Source organism: Ornithinimicrobium carbonis (genome assembly GCF_050703245.1).
Lineage (GTDB): Bacteria > Actinomycetota > Actinomycetes > Actinomycetales > Dermatophilaceae > Ornithinicoccus.
The window spans coordinates 2936793-2948893 of record NZ_CP192647.1; the positions used below are offsets into that span (position 1 = coordinate 2936793).

11 protein-coding genes, 1 pseudogene and 1 riboswitch are annotated in these 12101 nt (G+C 73.4%); of the genes and pseudogenes, 2 read left to right on the forward strand and 10 right to left on the reverse strand.

Annotation, left to right across the window (positions count from 1 at the left end):
• Positions 1-13: 13 nt before the first annotated feature.
• Positions 14-331 carry a DMT family transporter gene (locus ACQ95T_RS14720; protein WP_425941762.1) on the reverse strand — a complete coding sequence of 106 codons (318 nt, stop codon included), beginning with the start codon at positions 329-331 and terminating at the stop codon, positions 14-16.
• A gap of 9 nt (positions 332-340) precedes the next feature.
• Positions 341-405, reverse strand: a riboswitch (guanidine-III (ykkC-III) riboswitch).
• A gap of 31 nt (positions 406-436) precedes the next feature.
• Here ACQ95T_RS14720 and ACQ95T_RS14725 point away from each other — a divergent pair.
• Together ACQ95T_RS14725 and ACQ95T_RS14730 are read left to right on the forward strand one after the other, a co-directional pair.
• On the forward strand, positions 437-1669 hold the full coding sequence (locus tag ACQ95T_RS14725) for an MFS transporter (RefSeq protein WP_425941763.1): 1233 nt from the start codon (positions 437-439) through the stop codon (positions 1667-1669).
• A 294-nt stretch (positions 1670-1963) separates the two neighbouring features.
• Positions 1964-2677: a hypothetical protein gene (locus ACQ95T_RS14730; protein WP_425941765.1), complete on the forward strand. Its 714-nt coding sequence runs from the start codon at positions 1964-1966 to the stop codon at positions 2675-2677.
• A 94-nt stretch (positions 2678-2771) separates the two neighbouring features.
• Here the strand turns inward: ACQ95T_RS14730 and ychF are convergent.
• From ychF to ACQ95T_RS14775, 9 genes and pseudogenes are all read right to left on the reverse strand, one after another.
• Positions 2772-3856, reverse strand: a pseudogene (ychF, locus tag ACQ95T_RS14735) (redox-regulated ATPase YchF).
• A 12-nt stretch (positions 3857-3868) separates the two neighbouring features.
• The gene (locus tag ACQ95T_RS14740; protein ID WP_425941768.1) at positions 3869-4855 is read right to left on the reverse strand and encodes an alpha/beta hydrolase; all 987 of its coding nucleotides are present in this window, start codon (positions 4853-4855) and stop codon (positions 3869-3871) included.
• Positions 4852-5511: a TetR/AcrR family transcriptional regulator gene (locus ACQ95T_RS14745; RefSeq protein WP_425941770.1), complete on the reverse strand. Its 660-nt coding sequence runs from the start codon at positions 5509-5511 to the stop codon at positions 4852-4854. Before ACQ95T_RS14745 ends, ACQ95T_RS14740 begins: the two co-directional genes overlap by 4 nt.
• Positions 5508-7103, reverse strand: coding sequence for a class I adenylate-forming enzyme family protein (locus ACQ95T_RS14750; protein WP_425941772.1), 1596 nt, complete (start codon positions 7101-7103; stop codon positions 5508-5510). Before ACQ95T_RS14750 ends, ACQ95T_RS14745 begins: the two co-directional genes overlap by 4 nt.
• The gene (locus ACQ95T_RS14755; RefSeq protein WP_425941773.1) at positions 7100-8251 is read right to left on the reverse strand and encodes a branched-chain amino acid ABC transporter permease; all 1152 of its coding nucleotides are present in this window, start codon (positions 8249-8251) and stop codon (positions 7100-7102) included. Before ACQ95T_RS14755 ends, ACQ95T_RS14750 begins: the two co-directional genes overlap by 4 nt.
• Positions 8248-9126 carry a branched-chain amino acid ABC transporter permease gene (locus tag ACQ95T_RS14760; protein WP_425941775.1) on the reverse strand — a complete coding sequence of 293 codons (879 nt, stop codon included), beginning with the start codon at positions 9124-9126 and terminating at the stop codon, positions 8248-8250. The genes ACQ95T_RS14755 and ACQ95T_RS14760 overlap by 4 nt, the downstream gene beginning before the upstream one ends.
• Positions 9123-9923, reverse strand: a complete 801-nt coding sequence (locus ACQ95T_RS14765) for an ABC transporter ATP-binding protein (RefSeq protein ID WP_431473041.1) — start codon at positions 9921-9923, stop codon at positions 9123-9125. Before ACQ95T_RS14765 ends, ACQ95T_RS14760 begins: the two co-directional genes overlap by 4 nt.
• Complete coding sequence (locus tag ACQ95T_RS14770; protein WP_425941779.1) at positions 9920-10717, reverse strand: ABC transporter ATP-binding protein; 798 nt, start codon at positions 10715-10717, stop codon at positions 9920-9922. Before ACQ95T_RS14770 ends, ACQ95T_RS14765 begins: the two co-directional genes overlap by 4 nt.
• On the reverse strand, positions 10714-11928 hold the full coding sequence (locus tag ACQ95T_RS14775) for a substrate-binding domain-containing protein (protein ID WP_425941852.1): 1215 nt from the start codon (positions 11926-11928) through the stop codon (positions 10714-10716). The genes ACQ95T_RS14770 and ACQ95T_RS14775 overlap by 4 nt, the downstream gene beginning before the upstream one ends.
• Positions 11929-12101: the final 173 nt, after the last annotated feature.

Consider the following 12101-nt stretch of genomic DNA (forward strand, 5'->3'; position numbering starts at 1 on the left):
TCCGCGCCGGGGGCTACTCCTGCGGGAGCAGCTTCAGCCCGACCACGCAGGCGATGATCCCGGCGATGAGCAGCACCCGGGCGAGGGTGAACGGCTCGGCGCCGGTCATCATCGCCCAGGCCACGGTGGCGCTGGCTCCCACCGCCACCCAGACGGCGTAGGCCGTGCCGGTGGGCAGCTCGCGCATCGCCCACCCCAGTCCGACCATCGAGACGGTCAGGGCGAGGAGGAACACGGCGACCGGGCCGGGACGCAGACCGTCCATCCGGCCCAGGGCCGTGGCCCACACCGCCTCGAACAGGCCGGACACGACAAGGACGAACCAGGACATGAACCCTCCACGTGGTCGTCTTGTCGCGATCCGGGTACGACCACCCTCGTCCGGGAGCCGGTCGGGCTCGTCGCCCAGGCTAGCAAGCCGTCCCCGGGGGCGAGGATGACCACGCTCCTGCCCGGCGGTCGGCCGCGGCCGGCCCGCAGCCACGTCGGGGTGGGCCTCATCCTGGCCGCCGTCGTCCTGGTCTCGATCAACCTGCGCCCCGGCGCCTCGTCCGTGGGACCCGTGCTGGCCGAGCTGACCGCGGACCTGGGGATGGGCCCGGCCTCGGCCGGTGTGCTCACCGCCCTGCCCGGCCTCTGCTTCGGCGCCGTCGGCGCGCTGGCGGTGACGCTCGCCCGGCGGCTGGGGCTCAGCGCCGTGGTCGCCGCCGGCGTCCTGGCCGTCGTCCTGGGTCTCGTGGCCCGTTCCTTCGCCGGCTCCGCCTGGGTGTTCCTGCTGGCCTCGACCCTGGCGCTGGCCGGCATGGCGGTGGGCAACGTCCTGGTCCCGGCCTGGATCAAGCGCCACTCCCGCGACGGCGGCGTCCGCCTCATGACGTTCTACAGCACCGGGCTGACGCTCGGCGGGGCGCTCGGCGCGGCCCTCGCGGCCCCCGTGGGCCAGGCCAGCGGAGCCGGGTGGCGGGCAGGCCTGGGGGTATGGGGCCTGGTCGCCCTCGCCGCGCTCGTCCCCTGGGTGCTCCTGAGCGCGGGTGAACGGCATACCCTCCGGCTGGGGAGGACCCCCGCACGACCCTTCGTGGGTCGCATCGCCTCCTCCCCCACCGCAGTCGCCCTCACGGCGCTGTTCGGCATCCAGTCGATGAACGCCTACGTCCAGTTCGGCTGGCTCCCGCAGATCTACCGCGACGCCGGGCTCAGCGCCACGAGCGCCGGACTGCTGATGTCGCTGCTCACGGCGCTGGGCATCGTCGGGGGTCTGCTCATGCCGACGGTGATCGCCCGGTCGCGCACGCTCGCGCCGTGGATGGTGGCCTTCGGCGTGCTGCAGGTCTCCGGATGGGCCGGCCTGCTCGTGGCCCCCGGCACGCTACCCTGGCTGTGGGCCGGGTCCCTGGGTCTGGCCGGGTTCGCCTTCCCGACCGCCATCGCGCTCCTCACCGCCCGGTCCCGCAGCCCGCAGGTCACCGCCCGGCTGTCGGGGTTCGTGCAACCGGTGGGCTACGCCCTGGCGGCGACCGGACCGTTCGCGGTGGGCCTGATCCACGAGGCGACCGGCGGCTGGACCCTCGTGCTCGTCCTGCTCATGGGCTCGGGGGTGCTGATGACCCTGGCGGGGCTCCGGGTGTCGCTGCCCGTGTACGTCGACGACGAGCTCGCCCGTCCCTGATCCGGACGTCGGTTGCCACACCCTCGACGACGGCGTCCCCCACACCCTCGGCGACGGGTCCGACACCCTTCGCGACGCCGTCCACACCCTCGGCCCCCGCCGGGGGCGGGGACGCCGCCTCTGTGGACACGGGCTGTCCCCGGTGGCGGTCGTGCGACGGTGGGTGCACCGAGTAGACGCGAGAGGGGAGCACCTATGGAGGGGACCGAGAGTGGAGGGACCGAGGGTAGAGGGACCGACGGGGTCGCGTGGGAGGACCTGACACCTGACGGCGGGCTCGACGGGAGCGGGTCCATGACCGCCGGTCTGCTGCCGACGACCGGGGCGGCCTCGCGGCCGGTCGCACCGTCCTCCCGGCCGGCCGGGACGACCCCTCGGCCGGCCCGGAATGGCCTGCCCTGGACCGACGAGGACTACGAGCGGCTGGTGGGCGGCTGCCGCCGTGGAACGGGGCTGGAGCCGCTGGCCGAGGAGCTGGGCCGATCCTGGGTCGCCGTCCTGGACCGCGCCCGACGGATGCTGCCCGTGGACGAGCGCGGCCTGCCACGCGACCGGGCCCTCCCCCGGTTGGCCGAGCTGCTGGAGCAGGACCCCGCCTACGACTGGGCGGCGGCTCTGCGCACCTCTCCACCGCCGCCACCCGTCGAGAGGCCGGTGTACCTGCGGCGGGGGCTGGAGGGGCTGAACCCGGAGGAGCTGCTGGAGATCGCCGAGGTGTTCGTCCTCGAGCACCGGGGAGGCCATCGCGTGCGCGACCGGCTGCTGACCCGGGTCCGGGCCGAGGGCCTGTGGGAGGACCTGGAGGCGACGGTCGGACGGACGCTGGTCCAACGGGCCCTGGATCCTGGCGGCACGGACCCGGCTCACGCCCCCTGGGGCTCCTGGGGGCCGGCGTCGATGGACGGGGTCGGGTGGTTCGACGAACCCCCGTGGCACGACGCACCACGGCTGGCCGACGAGCCTTCCCGGCACGAGGAGCCACCGCCGACCGACGACCCTGGGTGGTAGGACCTGCGCCGAGGGTCGCCGGGCCGCCGTCGAGGGGGACCTGCTCCTGGCCCCCACCCGTGTTCCACGGCGAGGACCTCACACGGCGAGGACCTCACACGTTGAAGCGGAACTCCACGACGTCGCCGTCCTGCATGACGTAGTCCTTGCCCTCGATCCGGACCCGGCCGGCCTCCTTGGCCTTCGCCATCGACCCGGCGGCGTCCAGGTCCTCGAACGAGACGACCTCGGCCTTGATGAAGCCGCGTTCGAAGTCGGTGTGGATGACACCGGCGGCCTGCGGCGCGGTCCACCCCTTGCGGATGGTCCAGGCGCGCGTCTCCTTGGGGCCGGCCGTGAGGTAGGTCTGCAGGCCGAGGTTCTGGAAGCCCACCCGGGCGAGCTGGTCCAGGCCGGGCTCGTCGACCCCGACGGACTCCAGCAGCTCCCGGGCCTCCTCGTCGTCCAGCTCGGCCAGGTCGGCCTCGAGCTTGGCGTTGAGATAGATCGCCTCGGCGGGGGCCACGACGGCGGCCAGCTCGTCGTGCAGCGCCTCGTCGGTCAGACCGTCCTCGTCGAGGTTGAACACGTAGAGGAAGGGCTTGGTCGTGAGCAGCCCGAGCTGGCGGGCGAGCGCCATGTCGACCCCCGCGGGCGGTCCGGCGGTGAACAACGTGTCCCCCGCCTCCAGCACCGTCCGGGCCGCGAGCGCGGTGTCGAGGACCTCCTTGTCCACCCGCTTGCCCTTGACCTCCTTCTCGAGCCGCGGGACGGCGTTCTCCAACGTCTGCAGGTCGGCCAGGACCAGCTCGGTGTTGATCGTCTCGATGTCGTCGCGCGGCGAGACCTTGCCCTCCACGTGCACGACGTCGTCGTCGCGGAAGGCGCGCACCACCTGGCAGATCGCGTCCGCCTCGCGGATGTTGGCCAGGAACTTGTTGCCCAGCCCCTCCCCCTCGCTCGCACCGCGCACGATCCCGGCGATGTCCACGAAGCTGACCGTGGCCGGCAGGATCCGGGCGCTGCCGTGGATCTGCGCCAGCGGGCCAGCCGGTCGTCCTTGAGCGGGACCACCCCGACGTTCGGCTCGATCGTGGCGAACGGGTAGTTCGCCGCGAGCACGGAGTTCTTGGTCAGCGCGTTGAAGAGGGTCGACTTGCCGACGTTGGGCAGGCCGACGATTCCGATGGTGAGTGCCACGGGGTCAGGAGTCTAGCCGCCGGACGGCCCGTTCCCGTCACCGTGCAGGCCGGCCACCGCCCGCTCCACCCAGGGCGTCACCTGCGCGGCCCCCTGGCGCGACAGGACGATCGAGTAGTGGTTCACGTCGCCGACCTCGACCACCTCCAGGAGGGGGTATGCCGCCTCCCACCGGCCCCTGAGGTCCGCGGGGTAGAGCGGGGGCACCTCGTCCATGAGCCCGCGGGGCGCCAGCAGCCAGGGCGTGGGCCCGGGCAGGTGCTCCAGGGCCCGCAGGACGTCGTCCCCGTCGACCAGCTGGCGGATGTCCCCCTGCAGGGCCTCCACCCTGGTGGCGGCCCGCAGCTGCGGCTCGACCCCGACGAGGTCGTAGTCGGCGTAGGCCTCGACCAGCTCCGACCAGCTCGTCGCGAAGGCCGGGTGCGCGCGCCAGGTGTCCCGGTAGTCCTGGGAGGTGGCGAAGGTCTGCTCCAGCCGGGCGGCCGCCGGGCCCAGGGTGGCCGAGGCCAGCTGGTCGGGGCTGACGCCGGCGGGTGGGGTCAGCGGCAGCCCGCCGTCGACGAGGACCAGGGAGGTGACCAGCCCGGGGTGGCGGTGGGCGAGCACGACGCCGACGAAGGCCCCCATCGAGTGTCCGACGACGACGGCCGGTCCGCCGGTCCCGAGAAGGCGCAGGGCGGCCGCGACGTCGTCGGCGTGCCGGGCCATCCCGTACGGACCGGGCAGGTCGCGCGACCTGCCGCGTCCGCGCAGGTCCGGTGCGATCACCCGCACGTGCGGGAGCAGCTCGGCGGTGGCCGCCCAGGCCAGGTGGGAGGAGGTGATGCCGTGGACGAGCAGGACCGTCGGTGCGGAGCCGTCGCCGTCGCCGTCGACGGAGCCGGCCACGGGTTCCCACACGCCGCACACCAGGTCCCCGCCGTCGACGGCGACGCGCTCGGTCCGGTGGCGCGGGCCGGTGACCTCGGCCACGGACGGCGGCAGGGTGGGCGTGCTCATGGCTGGGTCCTCCTGGGGTCCTGGTCCGCACCGGGCGGGGTGACGATGAGGGCCACGATGTCCATGAGCGCCTCGAAGACGTGCGGCGGGACCCCGTCCGGGTGGCCGGCGCGGGTGGCGGCCTCGCCCTCCCAGAGCACCCACCGCATACCGATGAGCTCACCCGCCCCCATGAGCACCCACGCGGCCACGGTCGGGTCCACCCGGCCCAGCTGGCCGTCGTCGCGGGCGCGGGTGAGCGCCTGCTCGTAGCCGGCGAGGATGCTGCCGTAGTGGTCGCGCATCGCCTCGGGGGAGACGAACTCGGCCTGCCGCACGATGCGGTAGAGCGCGGGGTGCTCGGCGGTGAACCGGAAGAACGCGCTGAAGCCGGCGCGCTCGGCGCTGAGCCGGTCCGGTGCGGCGTCGGCGGCGGCGGTCATGGCCGAGCGGACCCGGCGGTTGAGGTCGTGCACGACCTCGTCGAAGATCTCCTTCTTCCCCGGGAAGTGCACGTAGAAGGTCCCCAGCCCCACCCCCGCCTTCTCGGTGATCCGCACGATGGAGGCGTCCGGGTAGCCGACGTCGGCGAAGACGTCCTCCGCCGCCTGCAGCAGCCGGGCACGGGTGCGGGCTCCCCGGGCGGTCCGGGGCGCGGTCACCCCGCCGGCGCTCACGGACGGCCCTCCGCCGCGCGCTCGCCGGCGGGCCGCGCGTCGGCCCGTCCGTCCAGCTCCGCGACCAGGCGGCGCACCGCCGGACGGTCGACCTTGCCCACGGCGACGAGGGGCACCTCGCGCACGAGGTGGATGCGCGCGGGCACCTTGAACGCGGCCAGCTCGCGGCGGCAGTGCTCCAGCAGCTCGGTCTCGTCGGTGGGCACGCCCGGCCGCGGCTCGACCACGGCGACGCCCACCTCCCCCCACCGCTCGTGGGGGATCCCGGCGACGGCCGCCTCGTGCACGGCCGGGTGGCGGCGCAGCACGCCCTCGACCTCGGCGGGGGCCACGTTCTCCCCGCCGGAGATGAAGATGTTCTTGAGGCGGTCGACGATGCGCAGATATCCCTCGTCGTCGCGGGTGGCCACGTCGCCGGTGGCCAGCCAGCCCTCGCGCAGGGCCCTGGCGGAGGCCTCGGGGTCGTCCAGGCAGCCGCTGAACAGCCCCGGACCGCGCACGACGAGCTCGCCCGTGCCCGCACCCTCGACCCGGCGCCCGGTGGCGGGGTCGACGAGGTCGACGTCCACGTGGGGGTACGGAACGCCCGCCCAGCCGGCCCGCGCGGTCGCCTCGTGCGGCGGCAGGCACAGGACGTTGGGGCCGGCCTCGGTGAGCCCGTAGCCCTGGGTCAGCGCGACGCCCCGCTCGTGGTAGGTCCGCAGCAGCGGCGCCGGCATCGGCGCTCCGCCCACGACGGCGCTGCGCAGGCTGGTCAGGTCGGCGGTGGCGAAGCTGCGGTGCTCGGCCATGAGCAGGTAGTGCGTCGGCACCCCCATCATCGTGGTCACCCGGTGCTCGGCGACCAGGGCCAGCACGCGGCCGGCGTCGAAGGAGCGCTCCAGCACGACCGTGGCCCCGGTCCACAGCGCCAGCAGGGGCTGCACGTTCCAGGCTCCCACGTGGAACTGCGGCAGCACGGCGAGCACGACGTCGCCGGCGGTCAGCTCCACGGTGCGGGAGAGCGAGAGGTTGGTCCAGAAGCACGCCCGGTGCGACAGGACGGCCGCCCGGGGCGCGCTCCCGCTGCCGCTGGTGAGCACGACGAGGAGCGGGTCCTCGTCCTCGACCGGCCCGTCCGGTCCCGGCCCGGGGCGCACCTGGGGCACGTGCCCCTCGCCGTCCAGGCTCCCCAGGTATGCCGTGGGGACGGGGGTGCGGGCCCCGTCACCGGCGGCGCGGGCCAGGTCGGCGGTCTCGTCCTCGGCGACGAGCAGCACCGGGTCGACGGTGTCCAGCTGACGGGCGAGCTCAGCGGTGGTGGAGCGCCAGGAGAGCGGCGCGAGCGCGGCACCCAGGCGGGCGCAGGCGAAGAGCAGCACGACGTGACCGGCGCTGTTCCCGACGAGGGTGGCCACCCGGTCGCCCCGGCCCAGCCCGGCGGTCCGCAGACGCTCGACCATGCTCTCCACGCGGTGGTGCAACCCGGCGTAGTCGAGCGGGACCCCCCGGTCGACGACGGCGACGTGGCCGGGGTCGATCCGCGCCCGGTCGGCCGGCCAGCGGCCGAGCGTGTGCAGCCCGTCCCTGCTCGTGCCCGGACCCACGGTCACCTCACCTCCAGGGGTTCCCGGACGTCGTCCGGGTCGCCCTCCTGCGCAGACGTGGCGGGCTCCGACGGGGAGGCTCCGCCGTCTCCGTGCGGTCCGCTGCGACGCCCGACCACCCGTGCCACCGTACCGGCGAGGCCGCCGGGCAGGAAGAGCACGACGAGGACGAAGAGGGTGCCGAGGATGAACAGCGGCTCGGACAGGGGGATGCGCAGGACGGCGGGGAGCTCGTCGACCCATCCTGCCTGGGAGAGCACCGTGAGGCGCTGGCTGAGCAGGACGTAGAGGATCGCGCCGGCGACGGCGCCCCACCGGGAGCCGACCCCGCCGAGCACCACCATGAGCAGGAGGGAGATCGTGAACTCCGCGCTCATGATCGTCGGCACCGCGCCGGAGTTGAGCAGCAGGTGGACCATGCCCACCATCGAGGCGATCACGGAGGCGGACACGAAGATCGCGAACTTGACCATGAAGGGACGCATGCCCAGGACCCGCACCCGCAGCTCGTTCTCGCGCACCGCCTCGGCCACGTGGCCGGCGCGGCTGTTCTGCACCCACGCGGTGAGCAGGTAGGCCAGCACCAGGACCGCGAGCGCCAGCCAGTAGAGGTTGCGCGTGTCCGCGACGCCGACGAGGTAGCCGGGGACGTGCTCCGTCGGCAGGCGCAGCCCCTCCTCGCCCCCGGTGAGGCGCTCGGGGTCCCGACGGACCCAGACGTACCCGGCCTGGGCGAAGGCCAGCGTCACCATGGCGAAGGGGATGCCGGTCACCCGCAGGCTGACCGCACCGAGGACGGCCGACATCACCACGGCCACCACGAGGGTCAGCAGGGCGGCGGGCACCAGCCCCAGCTCGAGCTCGCGCATGATGATCCCCAGGCCGTAGGCACCGAGGCCGAAGTAGAGCGCGTGCCCGAAGGACAGCAGGCCGGCGACCCCGAACAGCAGGTGGTAGGACAGGGCCACCGCCGCCATGACCCACGCCAGCGCGAGCAGGTGCAGGGTGCCGGGGGTGTAGGTGGCGCCGGGCAGGACCCCGGGGAGCGAGACGTCGAGCAGCGGCAGGGAGGCCAGCAGCACGACGAGGCCGAGGGGCGCCAGCAGCCGGAGCAGCGGCGTGCGACGTCGCGTCGCGGGGGTCGGGCCGCTCATGTCGCCACCTTCTTTCCCAGGAGACCGGTGGGTCGGGTCAGCACGACCACCGCCAGCAGGATGACGACGGCGAAGTCGCCGTAGCCCCAGTAGTAGTTCGCGAACTGCTGCAGCACCGCCACGAGCACCGAGGCGACGGCGGCGCCGGTGAGCGACCCCAGCCCCCCGATCACGGTGACGATGAAGGCGAAGATCAGCAGGGTCTGGCCCAGGACGGGCGAGACGTAGCCGAAGTAGTGCGACGCGAGCACCCCGCCCATCCCGGCCACGGCGCCGCCGATGGAGAAGATGAGGGTGAAGGCGGTGCGGACGTCGATGCCCAGCGCGGTGACCATCGACCGGTTCTCGACCCCGGCCCGGATGATCATCCCGTAGCGGGTGCGCTGCAGGAAGAGGACGAGCGCGACCAGGACGACGACGGCCACGACGATAGCGACGAAGCGGTCGTTGGGCACGTTCGCGCCGCCCACCGTCGTGGTCCGGGCCATCCAGGCCGGGCCGCTGATGAAGCGGGGGTCGGTGCCCCAGATCCCGTCGAAGAGGGCGACGACGGCCAGGGCGAGGCCCACGGTGATGAGGACCTGCTCGATGTGCCGCTCGTAGAGGCGCTGCACCAGGAAGCGCTCGGTGAGCGCGGCGAAGGCCGCGCCGGCCAGGGCCCCGACGAGGAGCGAGGCGACGAAGCCCGCCCAGGTCGTGGCACCCATCCGGGCCGCCACCTCCCAGCCCATGAAGGCGCCGAAGGTCAGGAAGACGCCGTGGGCGAAGTTGAGCACGCCCATGAGGCCGTAGATCAGGGACAGGCCCGAGCTGACGAGGAAGTAGATGGCACCGAGACCGACGCCGGTGATGAGGAGGAGGACGACGGTGCTCATGCGGCTCCTGCCGGGGTGCTGCCACCGTGCACGCCGAGCAGGCGCTGGGTGGCGACGGGGTCGTCGAAGGCGGCGGCGTCGCCGTGGTGGACGCTGCGGCCGTCGGTGAGGACGACGACGTGCTGCGCCAGGTCGCGCACCACCTGCAGGTTCTGCTCGACGAGCAGGACGGGAGCCACCTCGGCCGCGCGGGCCAGCGCCCGGGCGACGTCGGTGACCAGACGGGGGGCCAGCCCCTTCGTCGGCTCGTCGATGAGCAGGACGCGGTTCTCGTTGAGCAGGGCACGGGCGAGGGAGACCATCTGCTGCTGACCGCCCGAGAGCGTGCCTGCGGTCTGGGAGGTGCGCTCCTCCAGCTCGGGGAAGAGCTCGTAGACGAGGTCGTAGCGGTAGGAGCCTCCGCGGCGCTCGGCGAGCCGGAGGTTCTCCCCGACGGTCAGCCCGGAGAAGACCTCGCGGTCCTCGGGGACGTAGCCCACCCCCATCGAGGCGATCTTGAAGGTGGGCAGCGTGCTGATGTCCTGCCCGTCCAGCTCGATGGTGCCCGCCCGGCCGATGAGCCCCATGACGGCCCTGATCGTGGACGTCTTGCCGACGCCGTTGCGGCCGAGCAGGGCGGTGACGCCGGTCGGTGCCACCTCGAGGTCGACGTGCTCGACGACCTGCTGGCCGGCCACGTTGGCCGAGAGGTCGCGCACGACCAGGACGGGACCGGGCGAGGCCTGCGCGGACGCACGCGCCTCCCCGGGCCGCGGGGAGGCGTCCGGTGACGACGGCGACGGGGTGCGCGACGTCATACCGTCTCCCCCAGGTAGGCGCTCTGCACCGTGGAGTCTGCCATCACGGCCTCCGGGGTGTCGATGGTGAGCAGGGTGCCGAAGTGCAGCACGGCGACCCGCTCGACCAGGCCGAGCAGCACCTCCATGTGGTGCTCGACCATAAGAACGGTGCGGCCGTGGTCTCGGTGCAGGCTGCGGATGACCTCGGTGAGGCCGTCGACGTCGCCGGAGGCGACGCCGGCCATCGGCTCGTCGAGCAGCACGACGGAGGGGTCGGTGGCCAGCAGCATGGCGATCTCGAGCTTGCGCTTGTCGCCGTGGGGCAGGTCCCCGGCCATCCGTCCGACCCGGTGTCCGAGCCCGACCTCATGGAGCAGCTCGAGGGCCCGGCGCGAGGCCGCGTCCCCACGACGGGGGAAGCTGAGCAGGGACAGCGCCCGCCCCTCCTTGACCTGGGCGGCCAGGCGCACGTTCTCCTCCACCGTCAGGCGCGGGAACAGGGAGGAGGTCTGGAAGGTGCGTCCCAGGCCGGCGGTGGCCCGCTGGGTCACGCTTCGACCGGTGATGTCGCGGCCGCCGAGCAGGACCTGGCCGGCGGTGGGTGCCATGACGCCCGAGACCAGGTTGAACAGCGTGGTCTTGCCGGCACCGTTGGGACCGATCACCCCCACGATCTGACCGGCGGGGACGGCGAAGCTGACGTCCTGGAGGATCTGGGCTCCCCCGATCCGCAGCGACAGGTCGCGGACCTCGAGCGCGGGGGCGGCGGAACCGGCCGCCCCCGCGTCGGAGGTCGTGGTGACGTCGGTCACTTGCCGGACGCCTCCGGCGGGGCGACCTTGTCGGCGGGGACCGTGTCGACGAGCTCGGGCACCCAGGCGTCCCCGTCCTGGGTCAGGGTGGCGGTGAACATCGGCTGGATGAGCGCGTGGTCGCTCTCGCGGATGGACGTGGTGCCCTTGGGCCCCTCGAACTCCCATCCCTCGAGCGCGTCGATCATCGCGTTGACGTCGTCCCCGCCCTCGGCGACGGCCTGCACGATCATCTGGCCGGCGACGAAGCCGTCCGGGGTGAACAGATCGGGGGTGCCGCCGGCCTCGGTGACGTGGTCGACCAGGGCCTGGTTGACCTCATTGTCGGCGGCACCGGGGAAGTAGTGGGACAGGAAGCTGATCTTCTCGCCGATGGGGCCGTAGGCGGAGAAGGTGGCGCTGTCGGCCAGCCCGGTCACGACCGGGGCGACGTCGAAGACGTCCTGCTGGTCGAGCGACTGCCACATGCTGCCCGCGGTGGCCCCGGCCCAGGCGACGAAGATCAGGTCGGGCTCCGCGTCGATGACCTGACGGGCGAAGCCGGTGAACTCGGTGGCGTCCTCGGGCACGAGGACGCTGTCGACCTCGGCCCCCTCGGCGCCGAGAACGGCCTCGACGGCGGCGAGGTTGCCCTGGCCGAAGGCGTTGTCCTGGGCGAGGACGACGACCTTGCCGCTCGCGTCGTCGAGCATGGCGCCGGCCGTCGCCACGTCCTGGAGGGACTGGCGGCCGGAGCGGAAGGTGAACTCGTTGATGCCGGTGACGGCGTCGGCGGCGGCGGGGCCGGAGATGTAGAGGACCTCGTTCTGGGCCGCCTGCTCGGCCATGGCCAGCGCGATGCCGGACACGACCGTGCCGCCCATGATCTTGAAGTCCTGGCCGATGAGGTCCTTGGCGGCCGCGACCGCGGTGTCGGGGTTGCCCGCGTCGTCGCGGTAGGTCAGCTCGATGGGGGTGCCGTCGACCTCGCCGGTGCCGTCGGTCGCGTAGTCGATGCCGGCCTCGAGGCCCTCCTTGTACTGCTTGCCGTAGGCGGCGAGGGGCCCGGTCTCGGAGTAGATGATGCCGACCTGGACGGGTTCGCCGCCGCCCTCCTCGGCGGCGGCCTCGGTCCCCGTGCTGGCACCTCCGTCCGGCTCGTCGGCAGACCCGGAGGAACCGGAGTCCGAAGGGGCGCAGCCGGCCACGGTCAGGACCGCTGCGGTGGACATGAGGGCGAACAGTCGGGTGCGGATCACCGGGAACACTCCTTCGTGCACGACGAACCTGAAAGGTGATTCAGGTTTCGACGGGAACGCTAACGAGGTGCGTCCGGCGTGTCAACGGCGCGGGGATCACGATCCGGTCACGGCACCGTCGGCGCGTCGGGCCCGGGGGTCCTGCC